This window comes from Burkholderia sp. Bp9143, assembly GCF_003853645.1.
Classification (GTDB): domain Bacteria; phylum Pseudomonadota; class Gammaproteobacteria; order Burkholderiales; family Burkholderiaceae; genus Burkholderia.
Map to the genome: position 1 here is coordinate 1 of NZ_QTPO01000074.1, position 23,866 is coordinate 23,866.

Annotated in this window: 20 protein-coding genes; 15 read left to right on the top strand and 5 right to left on the bottom strand. The window is 63.3% G+C overall.

Annotated elements, in window-relative coordinates:
- The 4 genes from DIE23_RS35705 to DIE23_RS35720 form a co-directional block, all read right to left on the bottom strand.
- Window positions 1-926 (bottom strand): virulence factor (locus DIE23_RS35705; protein ID WP_124617158.1); only part of this gene is annotated, 926 nt, incomplete at its 3' end.
- 226 nt (window positions 927-1,152) lie between these two features.
- A complete protein-coding gene (locus tag DIE23_RS35710; protein WP_124617160.1) occupies window positions 1,153-2,496 on the bottom strand; it encodes a virulence factor in 1,344 nt (447 codons plus the stop codon).
- Window positions 2,497-2,630: 134 nt separating this feature from the next.
- Complete coding sequence (locus DIE23_RS35715) at window positions 2,631-4,943, bottom strand: hypothetical protein (protein ID WP_124617162.1); 2,313 nt, start codon at window positions 4,941-4,943, stop codon at window positions 2,631-2,633.
- Between the two features lie 19 nt (window positions 4,944-4,962).
- Window positions 4,963-7,731: a type VI secretion system Vgr family protein gene (locus DIE23_RS35720; protein WP_124617164.1), complete on the bottom strand. Its 2,769-nt coding sequence runs from the start codon at window positions 7,729-7,731 to the stop codon at window positions 4,963-4,965.
- 838 nt (window positions 7,732-8,569) lie between these two features.
- On the opposite strand from DIE23_RS35720, the gene DIE23_RS35730 reads away from it, so the two are divergent.
- The 10 genes from DIE23_RS35730 to DIE23_RS35775 all read left to right on the top strand — a co-directional run bounded on the left by DIE23_RS35730 (window position 8,570) and on the right by DIE23_RS35775 (window position 18,037).
- Complete coding sequence (locus tag DIE23_RS35730) at window positions 8,570-9,820, top strand: MFS transporter (protein WP_124617168.1); 1,251 nt, start codon at window positions 8,570-8,572, stop codon at window positions 9,818-9,820.
- Window positions 9,821-9,958: 138 nt separating this feature from the next.
- Window positions 9,959-10,888 (top strand): LysR family transcriptional regulator, encoded by a 930-nt coding sequence (locus DIE23_RS35735; RefSeq protein ID WP_063551064.1) that lies wholly within the window; start codon window positions 9,959-9,961, stop codon window positions 10,886-10,888.
- A gap of 114 nt (window positions 10,889-11,002) precedes the next feature.
- Window positions 11,003-11,497 carry a hydroxyquinol 1,2-dioxygenase gene (locus DIE23_RS35740; protein WP_124617170.1) on the top strand — a complete coding sequence of 165 codons (495 nt, stop codon included), beginning with the start codon at window positions 11,003-11,005 and terminating at the stop codon, window positions 11,495-11,497.
- 42 nt (window positions 11,498-11,539) lie between these two features.
- Window positions 11,540-12,559: a hydroxyquinol 1,2-dioxygenase gene (locus tag DIE23_RS35745; protein ID WP_124617172.1), complete on the top strand. Its 1,020-nt coding sequence runs from the start codon at window positions 11,540-11,542 to the stop codon at window positions 12,557-12,559.
- Window positions 12,560-12,599: 40 nt separating this feature from the next.
- Complete coding sequence (locus DIE23_RS35750; RefSeq protein ID WP_124617174.1) at window positions 12,600-14,066, top strand: aldehyde dehydrogenase family protein; 1,467 nt, start codon at window positions 12,600-12,602, stop codon at window positions 14,064-14,066.
- A 7-nt stretch (window positions 14,067-14,073) separates the two neighbouring features.
- Entirely contained in the window at window positions 14,074-15,141 is a 1,068-nt protein-coding gene (locus tag DIE23_RS35755; protein WP_124617176.1) for a maleylacetate reductase, read from the top strand.
- Between the two features lie 28 nt (window positions 15,142-15,169).
- Window positions 15,170-16,045: an intradiol ring-cleavage dioxygenase gene (locus DIE23_RS35760; protein WP_124617178.1), complete on the top strand. Its 876-nt coding sequence runs from the start codon at window positions 15,170-15,172 to the stop codon at window positions 16,043-16,045.
- A 5-nt stretch (window positions 16,046-16,050) separates the two neighbouring features.
- A complete protein-coding gene (locus DIE23_RS35765; protein WP_124617180.1) occupies window positions 16,051-16,362 on the top strand; it encodes a YciI family protein in 312 nt (103 codons plus the stop codon).
- A gap of 3 nt (window positions 16,363-16,365) precedes the next feature.
- Window positions 16,366-16,701, top strand: a complete 336-nt coding sequence (locus DIE23_RS35770) for a Rieske 2Fe-2S domain-containing protein (RefSeq protein WP_124617182.1) — start codon at window positions 16,366-16,368, stop codon at window positions 16,699-16,701.
- A 247-nt stretch (window positions 16,702-16,948) separates the two neighbouring features.
- Window positions 16,949-18,037, top strand: coding sequence for a porin (locus tag DIE23_RS35775; protein ID WP_124617184.1), 1,089 nt, complete (start codon window positions 16,949-16,951; stop codon window positions 18,035-18,037).
- 71 nt (window positions 18,038-18,108) lie between these two features.
- Here DIE23_RS35775 and DIE23_RS35780 read toward each other — a convergent pair whose 3' ends face one another.
- Window positions 18,109-18,768 carry a glutathione S-transferase family protein gene (locus tag DIE23_RS35780; protein ID WP_124617186.1) on the bottom strand — a complete coding sequence of 220 codons (660 nt, stop codon included), beginning with the start codon at window positions 18,766-18,768 and terminating at the stop codon, window positions 18,109-18,111.
- 118 nt (window positions 18,769-18,886) lie between these two features.
- On the opposite strand from DIE23_RS35780, the gene DIE23_RS35785 reads away from it, so the two are divergent.
- From DIE23_RS35785 to DIE23_RS35805, 5 genes are all read left to right on the top strand, one after another.
- Window positions 18,887-19,702 carry a DUF6597 domain-containing transcriptional factor gene (locus tag DIE23_RS35785; protein ID WP_124617188.1) on the top strand — a complete coding sequence of 272 codons (816 nt, stop codon included), beginning with the start codon at window positions 18,887-18,889 and terminating at the stop codon, window positions 19,700-19,702.
- A gap of 253 nt (window positions 19,703-19,955) precedes the next feature.
- On the top strand, window positions 19,956-20,768 hold the full coding sequence (locus DIE23_RS35790) for a hypothetical protein (protein ID WP_124617209.1): 813 nt from the start codon (window positions 19,956-19,958) through the stop codon (window positions 20,766-20,768).
- A gap of 66 nt (window positions 20,769-20,834) precedes the next feature.
- Window positions 20,835-21,158 (top strand): hypothetical protein, encoded by a 324-nt coding sequence (locus tag DIE23_RS35795; RefSeq protein ID WP_124617190.1) that lies wholly within the window; start codon window positions 20,835-20,837, stop codon window positions 21,156-21,158.
- Window positions 21,159-21,261: 103 nt separating this feature from the next.
- A complete protein-coding gene (locus DIE23_RS35800; protein WP_124617192.1) occupies window positions 21,262-22,185 on the top strand; it encodes a dihydrodipicolinate synthase family protein in 924 nt (307 codons plus the stop codon).
- Window positions 22,186-22,469: 284 nt separating this feature from the next.
- Window positions 22,470-23,864 carry an MFS transporter gene (locus DIE23_RS35805; protein WP_260436329.1) on the top strand — a complete coding sequence of 465 codons (1,395 nt, stop codon included), beginning with the start codon at window positions 22,470-22,472 and terminating at the stop codon, window positions 23,862-23,864.
- Window positions 23,865-23,866: the final 2 nt, after the last annotated feature.

The window sequence follows — 23,866 nt, forward strand, 5'->3', positions numbered from 1 at the left end:
GCGTTGCTTGCCGCTTGGTCGATCGTTGCCTTCCACGCCTGCACGGCACGCGTCGTGCCGACCTTCGGTGAAAACGCCTTCGTGTCGCCGGTTGCGGCCTTGCCGATCCAGGCGAGCGGTTCGCGCTCGGTGTTGAAGTTCGGACCAGCGAGGAACAGCACGACAAGGTTTTCGTTGATCTGCGCGTCGGTGGGCGGGAAGTTGGGTGCGTCCCAGTTGATCGCCCACACGGTCTTGTCGGGGTTCTGCTGCAAGTAGTCCAGCGCGTTGTTGAGTGACGTGAAGCCAGCGTTCGCGCCGCCTTGCGTGATCTGAACATCAGGGGGCGTGTCGCGGCTCCAAAGCGTCTTGGGTGACGGCGGGCCGATCTCGAAGAAATTCATCATCCGATCTACCATGCGCGACTTGGCAAAGGCCGGATCAAGACGTGCCGGAACGGTGGCTTCGACCCGTATTCCGGCGAGTTCGCGCCAATCACTTTGGTTTCCGGGCTTTACTGTGTAAAAGTACCTCGCGTTGCTAAAGTAGCGGGCCCGCAGGAGGAGGATGAATTTATCGATGTACTTGGCGTAGAACCCCTTGAACGTTTCCTCTCCTTCGCTGCCGTATGCGATTCCCGCTACCGATTGCAGCGTAGTAAAGGACTTCGGATCGGTGCGAACCATATCGTCATTCTTGTTTGGCGCTGCAAGCCCTTGCGTCCACAACAATTGCCATTCTGTCGGGTAGTCCATGCGTTGCAATGGATTCAGCCACATCAGGCCGATGACCTGCGCGACGAACGGCTTCGCCGGCTCTTCAATTTCTGGCGTTACATTCTCTGCACGCTCATTAGTAGGCGCGGCATGTGCCGGACGCATGATGGCGGTGGTGAACAGAAAAACCATGAGAGCGGCCAGGCCGGGTACGACAATGAATCGTTTCATCCAGTCTCCTATTTCCAAATGTGCCGGGTCGGGCTGTTCTACGTGCGCCATAAGCGTGGCCATGAGTGCGGTGGCGATCAGCCATGTCGAAATGCAGATGGCGGCACGTCGCGGCCATAGCGATCAGTGTCTTCAATTCACGCCACCGACCTTGATATAGCCTTGGCTTTGCATGAGCCGTGCGGCGGTCACGATCACGTGCGACGTGCCACCGCGCCGGCTTGCATCACCATGAATAGCCCTGCATGCCGTAATCGGTGTCGTGTCGGCGTCCCCACCATGGCAGGTAGGCGTTGTTTCCGCCGCGTGCGCGGAACCAGTCCTTGGTCGGATCGATCGGCGTGAGCTTCGATGGCGGCATGACGACGACCGCGACAGGGTGTTCGGGGTCGGTCGTGCCCGCAACGAGTGCGTTGCCGCCGAAGTGGTTGATTCGGCCGATCGCGAGCGCGACGTCGGTCAATGCGCTGCCGGTTCCCATGTCGCCGAGCAGCGCGGCCGTGTTGAATGTCTGCTTCGGGTGGTCGTATTCCGGGAGGGTTTCAGTCAGGGTCCGTGCGAGTGATACAAGGCGTGATGACGCTGCATCGCTGCCTTTACCCGCGTCGTGGACGATGTAGTTGAGGTCCGTGACCGCGACGCCGGCGTTGCTTGCCGCTTGGTCGATCGTTGCCTTCCACGCCTGCACGGCACGCGTCGTGCCGACCTTCGGTGAAAACGCCTTCGTGTCGCCGGTTGCGGCCTTGCCGATCCACGCGAGCGGTTCGCGCTCGGTGTTGAAGTTCGGACCGGCGAGGAACAGCACGACGAGGTTCTCGTTGATCTGCGCATCCGTGGGCGGGAAGCTGGGAGCGTCCCAGTTCATCGCCCACACGGTCTTGTCGGGGTTCTGCTGCAAGTAGTCCAGCGCGTTGTTGAGCGACGTGAAGCCAGCATTCGCGCCGCCTTGCGTGATTTGCACATCGGGGAGCGTGCTGCGGCTCCACATTTCCTGGAAATACGGGTTGCCGATGAAGAATGTCTGTCGAATCGAATCGCGCAAGTAGCTTTGCGAGTCGTCAACTTCGAGCCGGTTCGGAATGGCAAGCTCGACATGAATGCCTGCCAGTTCGCGCCAGTCCTTCTTATGGTTGGGCGCGACCGTGTAGAAGTATTTTGGATTGGATGCATAGCGTGAGCTAAGCAACAATGGAAACTCATACATGTACTTGTGGTAGAAGCCTTTGAACGTTTCCTCGCCCTCGTTCCCGTAAACCAATGCTCCAATCGACTGAAGAGTCGCAAACGACTCCGGATCAGTGCGCACCATGTCATCGTCTTTGTTTGGCGCGGCAAGCCCTTGCGTCCACAGCAATTGCCATTCGGTCGGATAGTCCATACGCTGCAACGGATTCAGCCAAACCATGCCGACAACCTGCGCAACGAATGGCTTTGTCGACTCCTTGGCTGCCAGCGCTGCATTCTCTGCAGGCTCCCGGACCGGCACAGCTTGTGCCGGACGCATCATGGTCGTGGTGAACAGAAGCACCGTAAGCGCAGCCAGACCGGGTACGACAACAAATCGTTTCATCCAATCTCCTATTTCCAAATGCGCCGGATCGGGTTGTTCTACGTGTGCCATCAGTGTGGCCATGAGCACGGCGGTGATCAGCCATGTCGAAACGGCGACGGCAGCGCGTCGCGGCCATGTCGCGATTAGCGTCTTCAAATCACACCCCCGACCTTTAGATAGAATTCACCGTCACGTTCATCCACAATCGCGTCGGGTATATTTCCTTCTCCTTTCTCCACATGTATCCACTCCTGCGTTGGTAGATCGCCAAGAACGCCACGCGAGAAATAATCGAAGTACTTTTTGTTGGGACTGTCATCAGGGATGCCTTGCCCCATCCGCCAATCTGCCTCAATGCGCAACGATTTGAGTTGCTTCTCCGTCAGGTAGCACAGTCCCACGGCAACGTCATAAGCAAGTGCCTTCTCGGCATGCTCCGGATTGGTCATCGTCGTAGAGTGGTTGGTTGGGCTGTTGGTCGCACCGCGATCGAGCCAGTCGACAATCTGCTTGTCGCGCCATTCCTTGTAGCCGTCCGGCATCGCGCTTTTGCCGTCCTCGCCAATCACATGGTCATCGCGGTCGACCCATTCGGTGTTCAGCGTCCGACGTGCCTCCATCCGCATCAACGCGCGATCCTCGTAGCGCTGCCCAGCCTCGGTTTCCGCCGTACCCTGCGCAACGCTATCCTCGTTCTTTGCCTTGTACTGGTCGTAGGGATCATCGACCCGTTTGTCCGCATCGGCTTTGTCCGCATCACGCCATGCGGCCGGCGGATCGTTGCCTTCGTTGAAGTCGCTGACCGCGTCACCGTCTTGCGTTTCGACCGGCTTGCCGAATCGCAATGCCTTGGGCGCGAATGGGTCATCGAGTGCTGGAGCATCGCCCACCACCGTCCAACCCTTCGGTGGATCGGCGTTCACGCGGAGCATGTTCAGCGCCGAGCTAATGCCAGTCACGACGAACATGAGGGGCGCTGTCACGAGCGTAGCGGCCACACCCAAAACCGACTCGTTACCCTTGATCGCGCCGATCAGATTGAATCTGGCGGGAGGCGATGGCGGATACCAGAACCCCGGCTTCGTTCCTTGCTTGCCGTGCCGCCAGTCGTCTTCCCAATATCGGTACGGCTTCTGCACACCGACCGGGAAGCCGGATGCGAACACCCGCTGTGTCAAGATGCCGGACACACCAATATCATCGAGTTCGTGTTTGCCGATGCCACGCCAGCCGATACCTTGAACCGTCACCGCTGAAATCACCTGATCGTGTGGACAGCAATACGCCGTGACGCGGCCATACGTCGATTGGTTCAGGCCGTGTCGATCGCGGTCCTCTCGCGCCGCATAAGATCGGTTGCTCGTCGGCGAAACCTGTTCGTTCGCCATGTCTTCATCGATCTTGTCGGCGGGCGGTTCGTATGTTTTGCGAGCGCCGATGATCGACAGGAATTTGCCGAACGTCTTCGTGCGTGCCGCGTACGTCTGCCGTCCGCGTTGACCGCTGGCGTCTTTCGTCGCGCGTTGCGACCACGCATCCATGAACGTGTCGGATTTGTACGGGCCGTCGGCATTCGCAAGGCTATATGGCGCGTTCGCCAGCACGTAGGCATCTGCCACGCAATGGCCTTGGCGTCCCCACGGATCTTCAACATCGGGGAATGCGTCGCCGAAGAACGCCGCCGTGAGGCCCACGATATTGCCCTGGCTATGGCACACGACGGTAATCGGGACATCGGCCTGCATGCGGCGGATCGACTCGATCAGCTTGGCCAGTCGCAACGCCGCGAGCACGCCATACGCGCGGGGCGGCGCGCGGTACAGCGGCCGATTGGTTGGATTGATGCCTTGCACGGTCATCCATCCCATTGTTCGATCGTCCAGACCGCCGTGCCAAAGATCGGGCAGGCTCGAACAGCCGTTCGTAAACGGACCGCCGCCCCAATAGTCCTTTTCATTCAGAAAGATCTTGTCGCCGTATTCCTTCAGTTCTGCTGCGGTCGCACGATAGCCCCATCGGAAATGAATGACGGGTGAGAAGGATGGGTCAGGCTTGACGTAGTTGTTCGCAAGCAGCTTCGGATTTAGAAACCCATCCGGCGTCACGCTTTCCGTGTACTTCGCGGGCGTCAACTGTCCGGCATCGACGCCGTGATACATCATCTGATCGTCCAGTCGCCCGAGCCGGCGATTAAGCCCTTTGCACAACCCTTCCTCCGAGGCCTCGAACCATTCACCTTCGGAGTTCACCCCATGCACGAAGATCACGATACCGGGCAAGGGCATCTGCTTGACGCAGATCAGCCGTATGCCTTTCGTGAACCTCGTCACGCCTTCGCCCCGGCCGACGACGATCGGCGGCGGCTCAGGGCGCGGTGCAACCACGCCGGGTGTATCGGCTTTCGCAGCGGGTTCGCCGGTGGGCGAGTCCGCTGTCGGTCGCGGATCGAGAATCGAATCGGTCATCCAGACTCCTGCACGTGCCTTAAACATTCTTCTTGATGAACTGCACCGCCAGCCGCTCGAACTGGTCGGTATCGACGGCCGGTAGTTCGCCCGCCGCGTCGGTCGTCAAGTCCGACTGCGCACCGGAAGTCTTTTGAATCTGCCCCTCGAATCCTGGCGCTGCGTTGCCGTCCGAAGCGCGAACCAGCTTAGGCACGAGATCAAGCGAGTCCTGACCAAACGCCGGCATGTCCACACTCATGCTCGCGGGCCCATCCCAAGCATGACCCCCCGACTTCACCGTGAACGTCCCCGGGCATCCCAGCTCGATATCACCGCCGTGCAGCTTGAGATACGCACCGCCGGACGTCACGAGCACGACGTCATCACTCGCCGTGCCGACGAGCTTGCCGCCCGCCGCAGTCAATTGAATGTTCTTCGCCGAATCGACCTGCGTATCGTCGTTCTGCGATTGAATCGTGACCTTCCCCTGGTTCGCGATCGCCGACACGCCGTCACCGTGCGCGAACATCGCGACGCCGCGGCCGGCATGCAGATTGATGCGCTCGCCGCTGCTGACCTGCACGTGTTGCTGCGCGACCTGATCGATGTTCTCGCCCGCATACATGACGTGCGTCCTGGGCGTGACGTTGAGCGACCCGGACTGCGCGCCGAACGCCATCAACGCGGACGCATCGTCGGCCGCGCCGCCTTGCGCACCGCCGGGCGTCCAGTGACGGAATGCACGGGCGACGTTGTCCTGGCCGACGGTGTCGGCGGACTGCCCGCCATGCTGGCCTGCATAGTCGCCAAGCGATTTGAAGAGTTCGGTGCATTGATCGAGCAGGCGAATCAGTTCATCGCGATCGAGCTGACCGCCGGTGGCGCGTGTGCGCGCATAGGTCGACAACAGGATGCCGCGGGCGGCGCGCAACGCCGCGGCGGCATCGGTGCGCAGCTCCGCGCCTTCGCCGCGATCATCACCATGTCCGTTTTCCCGCGGCTGAGTCAGATACCCGAGATTCAATTCGGTGTGCGCATGTTCGCTCGTCAACTGCGCCGAGATTTGCGACGGCGTATCGTCCAGACGAAGCTGGTTATAACGCCTGCCGTTGATTTCCTTGGTCTTGATGCCGGAGAGGAACCGGTTGCCGGGAAGCGCGCCGGTATGGCTGAAGGTCGCGGGCGGGTTCGCGCCATTGCTCAACACGCCGATGATGACCAACCGGTCGGGGTCGCCTGACAGACACCCCAACAGCACTTCCATGCCGACGCGGGGCAGGAAAAGCGTGCCGAAGTTGCCGCCCGCGAGATTAGCCCCGACGCGAACCGGTGCGCTGTCACCGGCGCTTCCGTTCGTTCCGGCGCCTTGCGCGTGCGCATGGTCCGCCGGATCGAGGCCGTGGATTCGCACGCGCACGCGGCCGGCCGCGTCGCAAAACACTTCCTCGCCCTGTGTGCCGACGATCGTGCCGGTCAGCAGGTGAACCGGCGGCACATCGATGTTCGGATCGTAGGCGGGCTTGAGCGGGACGCCGCGTCGTACGCACGTGAATCGGTTCTCATAGCGCGTGTCCGTTTGTTCCGACACATCGGCAGGCGTCGGCGGAACGATGTGCGCCAGGTTCCGGCTCGCGGCAAACAGCCCGTTCGCGCGGCCCGCGAGGTGCTTCGGCAGGTTGTTCCAGATATCGTGTCGAACCGACGTGACGACGAACCGGCGATGATCGACCGGTTTCATATCCAGCTCGGGGTCGCCCGTCAGCGTGAACCCGTGACCGACCGGCAAATCGCGCACGCTGCTGATGCCGTCGTAACGTTCGGCTTCGAACTGGTGAGCCAGAATCCGGTCGCGCGTGATGCGGTCGTGATCCTTCCAGGAATCGCCGACGTGCGGGATGTCGATCGCGACGTCGGTCAGCAGGCGTGCAAGATCGTTTCCCGATCGGCCCTGATCGATACCGGTGACGGCCGTGGAATCGTCCATGCGGGCCGTCTTGTAATCCCACGACGGCCGCCGAACCTTGCCGGACGACAGGCCCTGGCAGTGCGCGAAGAGCGTCACCGTGTCGCGCTGCGCGGCCCCGGCGTCGCGCGGGTGAAGACGCAGGGTACCGGCCGGTGCTTCCGCCAGACGATGCGGATCGTCGCAAAAGATGACTGTGTGAATCGGCGGCTCGTCGAGCATGCCGCGAGCTGCGCCGGCCGGCGCGGCCTTCGCGAAGACCGTGATGCCTTCCCGGCGCAGCAGGCGCCGGATGAAGCGCGCGTCGGACTCGTTGACCTGTCGTGTGAGTTCGCGCACCGGGTAGCGTTCGGCCTGCAATCCCGACAGATCGAAATCGAATGCGCGTGCGAGTGCGGAGCTGCGCTGCTTCCACTCGTTCATCAGCGTCGCGAGAATTTCCGTGACGCTGCGCGATCGGAACAAGCGGGCGTTCGTGCGGCGGTCCATCAACGACAGTGCGTCGCACACGTGCAATTGATAGACGGTCAGTTCGCCGTCCGATTGACCGGTCCGCACTTCGCGCACGATCGCATTGATCGTACGTATGCTGCCCCGATCGGTCGTGAGCCGGACCGACACGGGCAAGCCGAGAAACAGTGCGGGCGACAGATGATCGTAGGTGGATACGCAGGTCAGCTGTCCTTCGATGCCCGACATCAGTCCTTCGCGGATATCGGCGTGATGGAGCGCCAGCAGATGGCCGACCGCGCGTTGCGCCTGTCCGAAATGGAGATCGACTGGCCGCGCGTTCCCGCCCATCAGACCGGACGCAAAATCCCGGAATGTTTTTGCTATCGACATCGCCTTGATCTCATTTTTTTGTTTTGAATTCTGACTCGTTTGAAATGAAATATCGATTTGGTTGAGGGCGGGAGTGCGCGAAATGGAGCGGCGAAGCGTAGCAAATTTATCTGCGCGGATAAATGGATTTTTATTTTGAGATTGATGGATTTGTCGTTAAGAAACAGTATTTTGCGTTTGAGGTGATCTGTTCGTGTTTTGAATAATCTTATGCCGATGTGCGGTGAATGATGTCTTGACGATTATTGGCTGCCCTTTGAGCTGGAGCGGCGGTTTTCCGTCCAATTGAGTCGTGCGGGAATATTTAAAAACTTGATTTGTCCCGTATCGAATCGGGCGACTGGGTATTGCGGCGTCGGGAAAGAGCGGAGTGGAATCGCGTGCGTGCCCGCTCCGAGCACTTTGGTATGTCCCGGATTTTGTCTATCGGGAGGGGCGGGACCTGCTCGCACGGCAGGATGCCCCGCGCCCTGTATCCGGATCGAACATGCCCTGCGCCGGAGCCCATGATGTCTATGAGGGATTCCCCCGTAACACGCGGATGAGCGCCATTTCAACGCCGCGCCCATCCGCGCGGCGCTTCTCCACCGACACTTCCCGCCTGCCGCTCCGGATTATTTGCGTTTCGCGAATGGCGCGTTCGCCAGTTGTTCCATACCCGATCTGCATCCGCACACCTATCGTTCGGGGCGTCGGCTGATTGAATTCGACGCCCGCAACCGGAAAGGCGGCCGCCACTTCCTCGCGACGCACGTCGCATTGCATACCAAGACAACGGATCTGGCTTCATGCACGGCCGCTCCGGCGCGTGCAGGCGGACCAATCCACGGAGACAGACATGAAAGCAAACGAGTGGGATACCTCCTATGAGTGGAAGGCGGTGACGCTGCTGGCGCTCGGCTTCGGGCTGGTCGGCCTCGACCGCTGGCTCATCGCGCCGCTGTTCCCTTCGATCATGAAGGACCTGCACCTGACCGCGCAGGACGTCGGCAACTGCATCGGCGTGCTCGGCCTGTCGTGGGGCATCTTCGCGGCGCTGATGGGCGGCATCTCCGACAAGATCGGCCGCCGCAAGGTCCTGATCCCCGCGATCATCGCGTTCTCGCTGCTGTCCGGTTTCTCGGGGCTCGCGGGCGGGCTGCTCGGCCTGATCGCGATCCGCGGGCTGATGGGCGTCGCGGAGGGCTCGTTCTGCCCGACCAGCTTCGCGGCGACCGCCGATGCGTCGCATCCGCGGCGGCGCGGCCTGAACCTCGGGCTGCAGCAAAGCGGCTTCGCGCTGTTCGGGCTGGCGCTGTCGCCGATCATCGCGACCCAACTGCTCAACGTCGTATCGTGGCGCTGGGTGTTCGCGCTCGTGGCCATTCCCGGTCTGATTCTCGGCGCGATCATGTTCTTCGTGATCCGCGAACCGAAGCGCGCGAAGGAGGTCGTGTCGGAACACGCGCCGGCGTCGCTCGGCCATGTGCTCAAGAGCCGCAACATCCTCGTCGCGATGGCTGCACTCTGTTGCGCGATGACCGGCGTGTTCGTGCTCGGCGCGCTGCTGCCGCTGTACCTGACGGACTACCTGTCGCTCGACACGCAGAAGATGGGGCTCGTCGTGTCGGCGATCGGCTTCGGCGGTTTTCTCGGGCAGTTCGGGCTGCCGGGCCTGTCCGACCTGGTGGGCCGCCGGCTCGCGAGCATCGTGGGCTTCGCCGGCACGGCGGTGATGCTCTACATTTTCCGCGGCCTCGGCCCGCAGCCGGTGGTGCTGTTCGTCGTCCTGTTCGTCGCGTCGTTCTTCACGCTCGGGCTGGTGTCGCTGCTGTCGGGCCCGGTGGCGACCGAAGCCGCGCCCGTCGGCCTCGTGTCGACGTCGATCGGCGTGGTGGTCGGTTGCGGCGAGATCTTCGGCGGCGGCATCGCGCCGGCGATGGGCGGCTACGTCGCCGCGCACTTCGGGATCCAGAATATTCTGTGGCTGCCGATGTGTGCGGTGCTGCTGGGCATCGTGGTCAGCATGCTGCTGCGGGAAACCGCGCCGGCCGTGCTGCAGCGCCGCGTAGGCGTGCAGCCGGAACTGACGGCGGGCAAGCAGCCCTAACGTGCCGCCCGGACGTGCCCGCGCCCGTCGGCCCGTGAGATTGACACCTGCCGGGTGACAGTGTGACGCTTTACACATGACCCAACCGGCCGGCAGGCGCGGTTAGACTGGCAGTTTCGCTTTCGGGAAAGGCGCGGTATGGACCGGTTTCTGAGCATCGAGGCATTCGTCAGGGTCGCGGAGGCGAGCAGTTTTGCGGAAGCCGCGCGACAGCTTGGGGTCACCAGTTCGGTCGTGACGAACCGCATCCAGCAGTTGGAGAAGTTCGTCAACGCGCCGCTGTTCCATCGCAGCACGCGCCACGTTCGGCTGTCCGAAGTGGGCGAGACCTTCTATCGCGAATGCGCCGAGGTGGTCGGGCGCGTCAACGAGCTGACCGACCAGATGCGCGAACTGCGCGCGACACCGACCGGGCGGCTGCGCATCCAGATGCTGCCCGGTTTCGCGCTCGATCACTTCGGCGTGCCGCTCGCCGAATTCAATCGGCGCTACCCGGGCATCCAGCTCGACATCATCGTCAATGACCGTGTCGTGGACCCTGTCGAAGAAGGGTTCGACATCGCGTTCCAGATCTTCCCTCCCATATCCGAGTCGCTGATCGAGCGGCGCCTGTTCGTGGTGCGACGCCTGTTCTGCGCGTCGCCTGCGTATCTCGACGCGCATGGTGCGCCACAACATCCACGCGAATTGCTGCAGCACACCACGGCGCTGTATTCGGGCTATCCGTCGCGTAACCGCTGGACCCTGACGCGCGGCGACGAGGTCGTCGAAATGGAATTGCCGGGCATGATCCGCTCGAACTCCGTGCATCTGCTGCGCGAGTACGCGCTGACGGGCGGCGGCGTCGTGTGCCTGCCCACGCTGGTCGCGAGCGACGCGCTCGTCGCGGGCCGGCTGGTGCCGATCCTCACCGACTTCCAGATCGCGCCGTTGAGCTTCGCCGCCGTTTATCCCGCAACGCAGCGACAGGCGCTGAAGGTGAAGGCGCTGGTCGAATTCCTCGCCGAATACATCGGCGACGAGTCGCCATGGGACCGTCCGCTGCTGGAGCGCGGCTGGGTCCGCTGAGCCGGTCGATTATTCGCGAAACGCAAATGCCGTAGTCGCGGTCCGTTGCCTTGTTGAGGGGCCCCCTTGCCCCTAGAGTTGAATCCAACAAGCGGTTCAACTCAGGAGACAGCAATGACCGACACGGCATTCCACACCGTCTTTGGCTCGCTCGACGGCTACACCAAGGGCGAGATCGAAATCACCAGCGGCAGCGCACGGCACTACGCCTTCTCGAACGTGTTCGAGGTGGCATCGAAGTCGGCCCCCTACGAAAAGGTCGTCGCCGGCAAGAACCTCGAATACGTGATCGAAGTGCTGCGGACCGACGGCGAGTCGCCGTGGTTCGCGTGCGCGCACGACGAGTTCGCGATCCAGATGGATGGTGAAGTCCGCATCGAATTCATCAAGCTCGACAATCCGCCGACCACCAGCCGCGGCACCGTGAGCGCCGGCACGCAGCCGGTGGGCCGCGAGATGGGCTACGTCGTCCTCCGCAAGGGGCACCAGGCACTGCTGCCGGCCGGCTGCGCGTATCGCTTCGCCGCCGGCAAGCCGGGCGTCGCGCTCGTGCAGACCGTGCTCGGCGAGCTGTCCGTCGAGAAGTGGGCCGACATCTGCCTGCACTGATCCATCCGACTGCCACCATTCAAATATTCCTGGAGACACGTTATGGCCACCCTCGAGACCCTCGATCTTTCCGCAGGCTTTGCCGCCGATCTGGTGCAGGCCACGGAAGCCGATGCCATCACCGGTTACCGCCGCTTCCAGCTCGGCGCGTTCGCGTTCCAGCGCGACGAGTACTTCGTGAAAATCAGCTGGCCGGCAAAAGGCCAGACCCGCACGCATGCGATGCCCGCGGACGCATTCCTGCGCGCGATGATGCGCGACGTGGCGTGGGGCTTCTTCTACGGCTGGGTGAATTTCGATCACGTGTTCGGCACGCGCAATCACTACGGCAAGGTCGACGTGTATGCCGGCACGTTCAACGGAATCCTGAAGGACGCCGGCGTCGACTACACCGAGACGTTCGAAACACCCACGATCATGGCGACCTTCAAGGCGATGCTGCACGACTGGACCAACGAAGGCTTCGATCCGTTCGCGGCGCCCGAGGAAACCGGCACGGCATTCGGCCGCAAGCACGGCGAGAACGACGCGGCGATCGAGCGCACGCGCATCGCGACGCGCCGCATGCCGGGCCTCGAGGGCGACTCGCCGCTGCGCGACGAGCTGCCCGTCAACCGCGCGTTCCTCGACGTCGCCCAGGACGAACCGGAAGTGCATGTGAAGCCGGGCTTCGAAGGCGAACTGCATGCGTTCAACCTGTTCAAGTATCTGTCGCGCTCGGACGTGACGTGGAATCCGTCGGTTACCTCCGTATGCGGGCGCAGCCTGTTCTGCCCGACCACGGAGGAATTCATCCTGCCGGTGTTCCACGGCAACGACCGCGTCGAATGGTTCCTGCAACTGTCCGACGAAATCGTGTGGGACATCGGCGACAAGAACACCGGTGCGCCGCGCGCGCGCATCACGATGCGGGCCGGCGACATTTGCGCGATGCCCGCCGACATCCGGCACCAGGGCTATTCGACGAAGCGCTCGATGCTGCTGGTCTGGGAAAACGCGACGCCGGACCTTCCGCAGCGATACGAGAGCGGCGAACTCGCGCCGTATCCGATCGCGTTCTGAGCGGCGCCGGCGCACGCAAGCACATCATCGAGGACGATTCATGCAAACCCAACTCTTCATCGACGGCCGCTTCGTTGACGCCGTCGACCGCGGCACGATCGACGTGCTCAATCCGCACGACGGCTCGCTGATCACGAAGATCGCCGCCGCCACCGCGGCGGACGTGGACCTGGCCGTCGAAGCCGCGGCCCGCGCGTTCCCCAAGTGGTCGGCGATGCCGGCCTCCGAGCGCGGCCGGCTGCTGCTGCGCCTCGCCGACGCGATCGAAGCCAACGCGGAGGAACTCGCGCAGCTCGAATCGCTGGACACGGGCCACCCGATCCGCGATTCGCGCGCACTCGACGTGCCGCGCACGGCCGGCTGCTTCCGCTACTTCGGCGGGATGGCCGACAAGCTGCAGGGCTCGGTGATCCCCGTCGAAACCGGCTTCCTGAATTACGTGCAGCGCGCGCCGATCGGCGTCGTCGGCCAGATCGTGCCGTGGAATTTCCCGCTGATGTTCACGAGCTGGAAGATGGGTCCGGCGCTGGCGGCAGGCAACACGGTCGTGCTCAAGCCGTCGGAGATCACGCCGCTGTCGACGTTGCGCATCGTCGAGCTGATGGCCGAGGTCGGGTTCCCCGCAGGTGTCGTCAATATCGTCCCCGGTTACGGGCATACGGCCGGCCAGCGGCTCGCCGAACACCCCGGCGTCGGGAAGATCGCATTCACGGGGTCGACGGCGACGGGCCGCCGGATCGTCGAGGCCTCGCAAGGCAACCTGAAGCGCGTGCAGCTGGAACTCGGCGGCAAGGGCGCCAACATCGTGTTCGACGACGCGAACCTCGACGCGGCCATCAACGGCGCCGCGTGGGCGATCTTCCACAACCAGGGGCAGGCGTGCATCGCGGGTTCGCGTCTCGTGCTGCATGAACGCATCGCCGACGCATTCCTCGAGCGCTTCGTGTCGCTGGCTTCGTCGATCCGCGTCGGCAACCCGCTGGACCCGGACACCGAGATGGGCCCGCTGACGTCGAAGCAGCACCTCGACCGCGTGCTGTCGTTCGTCGACGTCGCGCGCGAGCAGGGCGGCCGCGTGCTGGCGGGCGGCAGTGCGCCGCAGGACGCGGCACTCGCCGGCGGCTACTACGTGCGCCCGACGGTCATCGAAGCGAAGAGCGCCGCCGATCGCGTCGCGCAGGAGGAAGTGTTCGGCCCGTTCGTCACCGTGCTGCGCTTCGGCAGCGACGAGGAAGCGCTGTCGATCGCCAACGCGACCGAATACGGGCTCGGCAGCGGCCTGTGGACCAACGATCTGTCCCGCGCACACAAGATGGCGTCGCGGATCGACGCGGGCATGTGCTGGATCAACTGCTACAAGCGCGTCAACCCGGGCAGCCCGTTCGGCGGCATCGGGAAGTCGGGCTACGGCCGCGAGATGGGTTTCGAGGCGATGCACGACTACACGGAAGCGCGCTCGGTGTGGGTCAACGTCGACGGCAAGGTGCCGCCGCACTTCAAGCGCTGAGGTTGCGATGGAACGTTTCGTCTATCAGGGAACGCCGTCCCGCGTCGTGTTCGAATGGGGTGCACTCGAACGGCTGCCGGACGAGCTGTCCGCGCTCGGCGCGAAGCGGGCGCTGATTCTGTCGACGCCCGAGCAGCGGCCGCTCGCCGAACGGGTCAGGGACGTGCTCGGCGAGCGTGCGGCCGGCGTATGCGCGCAGGCCGTGATGCACGTGCCGGTCGAGGTGGCGCGTGCCGCGCGCGAGATGGCGGCCGAATTGGGCGCGGACTGCTGCATCGCGATCGGCGGTGGCTCGACGATCGGGCTCGGCAAGGCGATCGCGCTCGAGTCGTCGCTGCCGATCCTCGCCGTGCCGACGACTTACGCCGGCTCGGAAATGACGCCGATCTTCGGGCTCACGGAAGGCCGCCTGAAGCGCACCGGGCGCGATGCGCGCGTGCTGCCGCGCACGGTGCTCTACGACCCGTCCCTGACGTTGTCGCTGCCGCCGGGGATTTCGGCGGCTTCGGGCGTCAATGCGATGGCGCATGCGGTCGAAGCGCTCTATGCGGAAGATGCGAACCCGGTGATCAGCCTGATGGCCGAGGAGTCGATTCGTGCACTCGGCGAGGCGCTGCCCGTGATCGTTCGCGCGCCCGACGACCGCGAGATGCGCAGCCGCGCGTTATATGGCGCGTGGCTCGCCGGCACGTGCCTGGGCGCCGTCGGCATGGCGTTGCACCACAAGCTCTGTCATACGCTCGGCGGCACCTTCAACCTGCCGCACGCGCAGACGCACGCCGCGATGTTGCCGCATACCGCGCACTACAACCATGCCGCGGCACCCGACGCGCTGCGCCGTGTCGCGCGGGCGCTCGGCGGCACCGACGCGGCCGACGCCGGCCCGCTGTTGTTCCGGTTGAATCGGCAGTTGGGCTTGTCGGCGGCGCTTGCCGACCTCGGGATGCCGGAAGCGGGCCTCGACGAAGCCGCCGATCTCGCCTGCCGGAACCCTTATGCGAATCCGCGGCCGATCGAGCGTGCGCCGATTCGCGATTTGCTTCAGCATGCGTGGGACGGGCGCGAGCCGCAGTGAGCGGCCGGCTGCATCCAAGGAGACGAACGTGACGAATGAGCATCATGATGACGGCGACACGCGGCTGACCGAGCAGGTCGTCGCCAGTTTCGACGGTACGCCGAACCCGCGCTTGCGCGTGCTGATGCAGAGCCTCGTGCGGCATCTGCATGCGTTCGTCCGCGAAACGGAGCTGACCGAGGCCGAGTGGATGGCCGCGATTCGCTTCCTGACCGAAACCGGGCAGATGTGCGACGACGTCGTGCGCCAGGAATTCATCCTGTTGTCGGACACGCTGGGCGTGTCGATGCTGGTCGATGCGATCAACCATCGCTTCGCCACGGGCGCGACGGAAACGACGGTGTTCGGGCCGTTCTACATCGAGGGCATGCCCGAGCGCGCGTATGGCGAGAACATGGCGTTCACGCCCGGCACGCCGGTTGTCGTGCATGGTCGCGTGCTCACCACCGACGGTGCGCCGGTGCAGGACGCCGTGCTCGACGTGTGGCAGACCGCGGACAACGGCATGTATTCCGGACAGGACAAGGACCAGCCGCACGGCAATCTGCGCGGCCGCTACCGGACCGATGCGGAAGGCCGTTATGCGATCACGACGATTCTGCCGGTCAGCTATCCGATTCCGACCGACGGCCCGGTCGGCAAGATGCTCGATGCCACCGGACGCCATCCATGGCGCCCCGCGCACCTGCACTTCATGATCGACGCACCGGGCTACCGCAAGCTCGTCACGCATCTGTTCGACGAGGAGGACCCGTACCTGAAGTCGGATGCGGTCTTCGGCGTGAAGCCGTCGTTGATGGTCGCGTATCGCCCGCGCGCGGCGGACGATGAACTTGCGCGACGGTTCGGGTTGAACGGCGCGTACCGCGAAGCGACGTACGACTTCGTGCTCGACCGGAGCTGACCGATATGGCGCGATTCTTTGCGGTGTTTGCGACGGACCAGCCCGGGATGCGCGACGTGCGCGACCGCGTACGGTCCACGCATCGGAGCTATCTGCGTTCCGCCGCGCAGCACGGCGTGTATGTGCGGCTCGGCGGGCCGACGCTCGATCCCCAGGGCGATGCGATGAACGGCACGCTGCTCGTCATCGAGGCGGACGACATCGATGCGGTGATGCAGTTCGTCGGCAACGATCCGTACGTGAAGGAAGGGCTGTTCTCGCGGGTGGAGGTGCGTCCGTGGGACTGGAGCCTCGGCAATCCCGAGCGGAGAGTGTGAGTCATGGGCGCCACGCAACTCTGTCGCTTCTCCGATGTGCCGGATGGTGGGGCACGGGTCGTCGATGAAGCGCGCATCGGGCGTCCCGTCATCGTCGTGCGGCGCGGGGAGCAGGTGTGGGCGTATGTGAATCGTTGCCCGCATTTCTCGGTGCCGCTCGATTTCGTGCCGGGCAACGTTTCCTGTTATCGGTCCCAGGTGCTGATGTGCGCGCATCACAGCGCGCTGTTCCGGTTCGACGATGGCGTGTGTATCGACGGACCGTGTTCGGGTGCCGGGCTGGAAGCCGTGACTGTCGAGGTGGATTCGGCGGCGTGGGTGATTTGTCGAGGCGCTTGATTCGGGCGGTGAGATTGCCCGACTGCATTCGGGTCATGCGGCAATCGCTTCAGGCTGGATGAAATCGGGAATGAGTGAGGTTTCATCCGTTCCATTCAATCAGTAAAGCTAATCAAATACTCGTTTTTATGCGACCCGAATGAATGCGAAGCCGGGCCGGGGGAGTCGTTGTTTCAAGAAGCATCGGGCGAGTCTCCACGAGACAGTGGGCGACCTGTTCGCATTGACAAAAAAGGATGGAGACTCAATGAAACTGAGGTTTGGAGCAGTCGCGATGCTTGCCATCGCGCAGGGTGCGTACGCACAGAGCAGCGTGACCCTGTTCGGCCTGATCGACAGCGGCATCTCGTATGTCAGCAACGAGGGCGGAGGGAAGAACGTCAAGTTCGACGACGGCATCTTCACGCCGAACCTGTTCGGCTTCCGCGGCACGGAAGATCTCGGCGGCGGATATCGCGCGACGTTCGCGCTCGTGAACCAGTTCTCGATGGCGAACGGCGGCATCATCGGGACCGGGATCTTCGGGCGTAACGCATACGTGGGCATCGAGAGCGACCGGTTCGGCGGCGTCAGGCTGGGGAATCAGTACGACTTCATGGTGGATTCCCTGTTTGCGAAGGGGAACGCGATCTCGATGGACCTCACGGGGCTGTACGGGTTCAGGAATGGTCCGTTCCAGCGGCTCGCGCTGCCGGCCAATCCGACCGGCGCGTTCGACTGGGACCGCACGGCAGGCAGCAAGCCGGTCGCGAATTCGGTCAAGTACAGTTCGCCGACGATCGGCGGGTTTTCCGGGGGCGTGATGTACGCGTTCGGCGGCGTGGCCGGTTCCGTCGGCGGGGACAATACCGTGAGCGCCGGGTTGAATTATGAAGTCGGGGCGTTCGGGATCGGTGCGGCCTATACGAACGAGAAGTATGGGCCGGCACCCGGTACGCCGTCGACCAGCGTGCGTAACTGGGGCGTCGGGATGCACTATGACTTCGGTGCCGTGACCGCGAAGGCGTTGCTGACCACCGTACACAATTCGTTCAACGACGCAGGCGTGTGGATGGCCGAGGCGGGCGGCGTGTGGCGCATCAGGCCGGACGTCTTCCTCGGCGCGAAATACATGTACATGAAGGGCAACGAAGCCGTGAACGACAACCATGCGCATCAGGTCAGCGCGGCGCTTCAGTACCTGTTGTCGAAGCGGACGATGGTTTATGTTTCGGCGGACTACCAGCGCGCGAACCGCGGCGCGAATGCGCAGATCAACGGTGTGCTGGATCCGAACGGCGCGTCGAGTTCCGCCAGCCAGGCGGTGGCGCGGATCGGGTTGCACACGATGTTCTGACGGGGCGGGGCGGCGCGCGGGTGGGTCGGCGTCCGGGCGGAACGTGTGTCAAGGTGCCGCCCGGCACCGGGCTACCTCGCCGGTGCGGCCGTCTCCCTGGCTTTGTCCTGCTCCGCCGCCAGCGCCGCATCGGCCGCCTGCGCGCGCTGGATGGCCGGGCGTGCAAGGATGCGATCGACGTAGGCGCGAATACGCGGCGTCTCGGGGATCAGCTTGAACATCGTGATCCAGTTCAGCGCGGCCCCCCACAGCACATCCGCCGCCGTAAAGCGTTCGCCGAGCAGGTAGGGGCCCTTGGCCAGCTGCGCGTCGATCGCGTTGACGACGGCGTCGAAGTCGCCGTAAGGCGACGTGGAATACGCGGCGGGCGGGCGATTCATCGAGCGATCGACGACGGCCGGCTCGAAGCACGAACCGTAGAACACCATCCAGCGCAGGTACGGGCCGCGCAGCGGGTCGCCCACCTCCGGCGACAGACCGGCTTCCGGATACAGTTCCGCCGCGTACATGTAAACGGCGGCCTGCTCGGTGACGATCACGTCGCCGTGGCGCAGTGCGGGAACCTTGCCCATCGGATTGATGGCGAGGTAATCGGGTTCGTGGTGTTTGCCGGTAGAGAGATCGAACGCGTGCAGTTCATAGTCGGCGCCCAGTTCCTCGAGCAGCATGCGGGCGCCGGCCGATCGGCTGCGCGGGGAGTGGTACAGGGTCAGGTGACGATCTTGCGGCATCGAGGGCTCCGTGTGCGTTCGGGACAAGGATTCCAATGTAGGTCGGTTGCATGCCGCCGTCTTGGAAAAATCCGCTGCCGCGGTGCATCATCACGCAATCACCCAACGGTTCGTGACCATGGCCGACTTGCGTAACGTGACCGACACGCCCAAGGGCGTCGTCGGCCCGAAAGCCTTCAACCAGCGCTTCCGCCTGAATCGCTACTACCCGTGTGCCGAACTGGCCGCGGTGCTGGATCACCACTGGATCGTCGAATGGGATCTGCGCGGCCAGCCGCCCCATGTGCAGCGCACGCTGCCGTATCCGTGCGTGAATCTGGTGTTCGATCGGCGGCGGACGGGGATCTTCGGCGTGGTATCGGGGGCGTTCGAGACGACGCTGGCCGGGACGGGGAGGGTGGTCGGCTTGCGGTTTCGGCCGGGTGCGTTTCGCGCGTTCTTCGGCAAGCCCGTGCATCTGCTCACCGACAAGGTGCTGCCGGTGTCGACGCTGCTCGACTGTGGCGATGCGGAAGCCGAACATGCCGTGCTTGGCGCCGACGATGACGCAGGGATGGTGGCGGCGGCCGAGTCGCTGCTGTTGCGCGTGCTGCCGCCGCCCGATCCGCAGGTCGAGCGCATTCACGCGATTCTGCAGATGCTGCAGCAGGACATCGGGCTCACGCAGGTGCGCGATCTGGCCGAGCGTGCGGGGTTGAGCGAGCGAACGCTGCAGCAGCGCTTTGCCGATTACGTGGGCGTGACGCCGAAGTGGGTGATTTGCCGGTACCGCCTGCATGAGGCCGCCGACAAGCTCGCCGGCGGCGAGCCGGTCGATCTCGCGGAACTGGCTCAGGCGCTCGGGTATTTCGATCAGGCGCACTTCACGCGCGATTTTCGCAAGCTCGTGGGGAAGGCGCCGGCGGAGTATCGGCGGGAAGATCGGCAGGAGTGAGGTTGCGGTTGGGGCTTCGCGACAGGCAACGGAATGTCATTGCCTGCCGCACGTCGCGCCGCTGCTCGCCCGTCGTGGATTGTTGTAGTCTGGGCAATACGATAGTGTGGCGCGCCGGCCTGCCGCCGAGCTGACAATGAACCTATGATGTGTCGCACAGGCGATCGGTGAACTCGAACGGTTGGCACACGCCAATCCTTTCATCCCGCCGATCCCGACGTCGACCGATCCGCCAGAAAATCAGGAGTTTGTCGTGTTTCACCGGAAATCCATGTTGGGTCGTCTGAATCCCGCGTGCGTCGTCGCCGTGGCGATCATGCTGGCCCCGGTCGCGACGCGTGCAGCGGCCGACAATGTCAGCGACACGGCGAGTGCCGCGTCCGCGGTTATGGTCAAGCCGTCGCTCACGCGGCCGATCGTCGGCGACGATCCGGTTGCGATTCGGGACGCCCTGGCGAAGCAGCACATCAAAAGCGCGTCGCCGTCCCTGAGCGATCGCGTCCGCAGCCTGATCCCCGGCGGTGCCGACAAGCATGGCCGGAACGCCGACCTGGCCGCGGTCAATCTGGATCGCGAGGTGACTTTCATGGTGCCGGTGCCGTACGGGCTGCGGTATCAGTCGAAGCGGCATCTGTTGACGGTGGACTTCGATCTGGTCAATGGCGACGGCGAAGGCCGGACGGGCATCCTGCTCAGAAAGGCCATCACCGGGCCGCGTGGGCGAGGGCTCGTGATCGCAGCCGAGGCGAAGGCAAAAGGCTATATCCAGCAGATCGACATCATCGAACTCGATCCCGGAAAAGGCAGGAAATCCACCGTTCGTGGCCGCGTGAGGCTTTCGCCCGCGGCGTACGCGCAAACGCATGGCGAATTCGCGTTAGCGCTTTCCGGGCGTCTGGTCGCGCCGTACCTGACCGAACACGTCGAGCACGCCGAGCCGAACAACGACGAGCCGACCGACATCACGACGAGGACTTCCAGGTTGTACCTGGATATCGAATCCGTTTCGCTGGTGAGTCCGGCGAGTGGTGCCGTGCTGTTGAAGAAGCAGAGTCTCTCGAAGTAGCGGGTTTCTCGTGCGTCTTTGACTGGTCGAGAGGCTCCGTACGCGGAGCATTTCGAGCGTGCGGGGTTGAGCGGGCGCACGCCGCAGCAAATCCTTTCGAGCGATGTGGGCGTGACGCGGAAGTGGGTGATCTGTCGACAAAGCCAGCATGAGGCAACCGTCAGGCTCGCCGGCGGCGAGCCGGTCGGTCTCGCGGAACTGGCACAAGCGTTCGGGAATTTCGATCGGGTGCATTTCACGTGCGATTTCCGCAAGCTGGTGGGCTCGGGAACCGCTGAACACGATTGGCGCGGGCCTATCCATCTCTGCAATGAGATATCTGAAATGCAGGCGTATGCCTTTCTCGATATTGCATGGCTGCCTACACTGGCTTCCATACCCGCTGCGTGATGCGCAGGCAAGACAGCCAAGCCCCACGGCGAGTTGACAGTGTGACGTGCTCCAAAACGGGGCTACGTCCAGACATGTAACTGCTTCATACCTCGGAGACAGCATGAAAAGCATCGACCTCAAGGGCCTGGTTCCCGCACCCGTTACCCCCTTCACCCGCGATGGCGCCGTGGACTATGCGGCCATCCAGCGCCTGGGTTCGTGGCTCGGGAGCATCGAGGGTGTCAAAGGCCTGACCGTTCTGGGCCACGCCGGCGAAGGTACGTTCATGACGCCGGACGAGCAACAGAAGGTCATCGAGGCCTTCGTCAAGTCGGTCGACAACAGGATTCCGGTCATCGCCGGCATTACCCTGGAGGGAACGCAGGTCGCCGCGCTCGAAGCGAAGCGGGCGGTCGAAGCCGGCGCGTCGGCGGGCCTGGTGTATCCGTCGCACGGCTGGCTGCGGTTTGGCTACCAGAAGGGCGCGCCGCAGGACCGCTATCGCACCATCCACGAAGAAAGCGGCCTTCCGCTGATTCTCTTCCAGTACCCGGACGTGACGAAGGCGACGTACAACCTCGAAACCCAACTCGAGATTGCGGCTCAGCCGGGTGTGTTCGCGATGAAAAACGGCGTGCGCAACATGCGTCGCTGGGACACGGAAATTCCCGTCATCCGCCGCGAGCGCCCTGAGCTGCAAATTCTGACGTGCCACGACGAATACCTGTTGCATACGATGTTCGACGTCGACGGCGCGCTGGTCGGGTACGGTGGCCTCGCACCGGAGCCGCTCATCGAGTTCATCAAGGCCGGCAAGGCGAAGGACTACAAGGCGGCACGCGCTATCCACGACCGTCTGCTGCCCGTTACGCGCTCGGTGTACCACCGCGGCTCGCACATGGAAGGTACGGTCGCGCTCAAGCACGGTCTGGTCGCACGTGGCATCCTCGAGCACGCAACGGTTCGCTCGCCGCTGCTGCCGCTGCAGGAAGGTGCCGACGTGGAGATCGCTCAGGCACTTCGCTCCGCCGGTCTCGTCGACTGACGGCAAGGTCATGCGAAGGCATGTGAGCCACAGGTAGGATGCGCGGAGCCTGAACTGTGCTCCGTCCAATAGGCGAGGCGTGGTGCCTCGCCTGTTCGCTCATATGACAGCCCTGGAGCAACGGTCATTCGAGAGGGCCGTCGTGACGGACAGTGCTCGATTGCCGGACCGACGGGGCCGTGCAAACACTATATAAGCGGGCCGGTGTAGAGCCTGCGTTCGATGGACTGGATGGAGACATAATGGGCAAGATACTGGCAGGCGCCGTGGTCGGCTCCGACCATATGACTAGTCACAAGTCTGAACCTGTAGCACGCGCAGCGCATCTGCTTTTCCGCATCGAGAACGTTCCGTTCAGCCGGTGGCACACCAAGGCTCGAATCATCATGGGCAGTGCGACATTCTTCGATGCATTCGACGCACTTTCGCTTGCCTTTGCGTTGCCGGTGTTGATCGGGCTGTGGCACCTCTCACCGATGCAAATTGGCGTGCTCATCGCTGCCGGGTATCTTGGGCAGCTTGTCGGCGCACTGGCCTTTGGCTGGGTGGCAGAGCGGTTTGGCCGGGTGCCGAGCGCGACCGCGACGGTGGGCGTGATGTCCATCATGGGGGTGGCGTGTGCATTTGCGGGGAATTTTCAGCTACTTTTTCTCGCACGATTCCTTCAAGGTATCGGCGTTGGAGGCGAGGTGCCTGTCGCTGCCGCCTATATCAGCGAGCTGAGCCAGGCGCATGGTCGAGGTCGCTTCTTCCTCTTGTACGAACTGATTTTTCCGTTGGGACTGCTTGGCGCAGCGCAGGTCGGCGCATTTGTCGTTCCGCGTTATGGCTGGGAATGCATGTTCCTGGTCGGTGCGATTCCTGGCCTCCTCGTGACGTTGTTCATTGCCCGTCTGCCGGAATCGCCTCGATGGCTCATCTCGAAGGGGCGCTACGATGAAGCGGAGCGCATCATCGAGAAGATCGAAGCCAGCACGACGCGTCGCAACCTCGATGTCGAGCAGGAATGGGTGGAGGTAGAGCGGCGGATGTCGAAGATTCGCGATGCAAGCCAGACGAGGAAGAAAGCTTCGTGGCGCGAATTGTTCTCGGCGGCTTATCGAGGTCGCACGTTGATTGTCTGGGTGTTGTGGGCCAGTTCCTATTTCGTTGCCAACGGGATCAACAATTGGCTACCGAGCTTGTATCGCACCGTGTATCACCTCCCGCTGCAAGAGTCCTTGCACATGGCGTCACTGTCCAATGTGCTGAGTGCTTGCGCGGTGTTGCTCTGCGCGTTCCTGATCGACCGCGTCGGCCGCCGCCGCTGGGCGATGGCGACTTTCCTGGTCAGCGGGATACTGCTCCTGGTGCTCGGGATGTTGGCACAGGGCAGTCCGTGGTCGGTGATGTTGCTGGGCTCGTCTGCCTATGCGGTAATGGGAACGACGACGGTCATGCTCTACCTGTACACACCTGAAATCTATCCGACCCGGATGCGCGCAATTGGCACAGGATTGGCGACGTCGTGGCTGCGGGCTGCTTCTGCTGCTGCACCCGCTATCGTCGGCATCGTCCTGTCTGGCCACGGGATTTCCGCGGTGTTTTTGATGTTTTCCGCTACGACCATTGTCGGGCTGCTGGCCTCGCGTGCAATGATCGAAACGACCAACCGCTCGCTCGAAGAAATCTCGCCCTGACA

Bases quoted from the DNA above. Each gene is read 5' to 3' on its own strand.
- DIE23_RS35720 (WP_124617164.1), bottom strand. From the start codon at position 7,731: ATGTCGATAGCAAAAACATTCCGGGATTTTGCGTCCGGTCTGATGGGC.
- DIE23_RS35755 (WP_124617176.1), top strand. From the start codon at position 14,074: ATGGAACGTTTCGTCTATCAGGGAACGCCGTCCCGCGTCGTGTTCGAA.
- DIE23_RS35740 (WP_124617170.1), top strand. From the start codon at position 11,003: ATGACCGACACGGCATTCCACACCGTCTTTGGCTCGCTCGACGGCTAC.
- DIE23_RS35730 (WP_124617168.1), top strand. From the start codon at position 8,570: ATGAAAGCAAACGAGTGGGATACCTCCTATGAGTGGAAGGCGGTGACG.
- DIE23_RS35715 (WP_124617162.1), bottom strand. From the start codon at position 4,943: ATGACCGATTCGATTCTCGATCCGCGACCGACAGCGGACTCGCCCACC.
- DIE23_RS35750 (WP_124617174.1), top strand. From the start codon at position 12,600: ATGCAAACCCAACTCTTCATCGACGGCCGCTTCGTTGACGCCGTCGAC.
- DIE23_RS35710 (WP_124617160.1), bottom strand. From the start codon at position 2,496: ATGAAACGATTTGTTGTCGTACCCGGTCTGGCTGCGCTTACGGTGCTT.
- DIE23_RS35800 (WP_124617192.1), top strand. From the start codon at position 21,262: ATGAAAAGCATCGACCTCAAGGGCCTGGTTCCCGCACCCGTTACCCCC.
- DIE23_RS35785 (WP_124617188.1), top strand. From the start codon at position 18,887: ATGGCCGACTTGCGTAACGTGACCGACACGCCCAAGGGCGTCGTCGGC.
- DIE23_RS35745 (WP_124617172.1), top strand. From the start codon at position 11,540: ATGGCCACCCTCGAGACCCTCGATCTTTCCGCAGGCTTTGCCGCCGAT.
- DIE23_RS35775 (WP_124617184.1), top strand. From the start codon at position 16,949: ATGAAACTGAGGTTTGGAGCAGTCGCGATGCTTGCCATCGCGCAGGGT.
- DIE23_RS35765 (WP_124617180.1), top strand. From the start codon at position 16,051: ATGGCGCGATTCTTTGCGGTGTTTGCGACGGACCAGCCCGGGATGCGC.
- DIE23_RS35735 (WP_063551064.1), top strand. From the start codon at position 9,959: ATGGACCGGTTTCTGAGCATCGAGGCATTCGTCAGGGTCGCGGAGGCG.
- DIE23_RS35780 (WP_124617186.1), bottom strand. From the start codon at position 18,768: ATGCCGCAAGATCGTCACCTGACCCTGTACCACTCCCCGCGCAGCCGA.
- DIE23_RS35770 (WP_124617182.1), top strand. From the start codon at position 16,366: ATGGGCGCCACGCAACTCTGTCGCTTCTCCGATGTGCCGGATGGTGGG.
- DIE23_RS35805 (WP_260436329.1), top strand. From the start codon at position 22,470: ATGACTAGTCACAAGTCTGAACCTGTAGCACGCGCAGCGCATCTGCTT.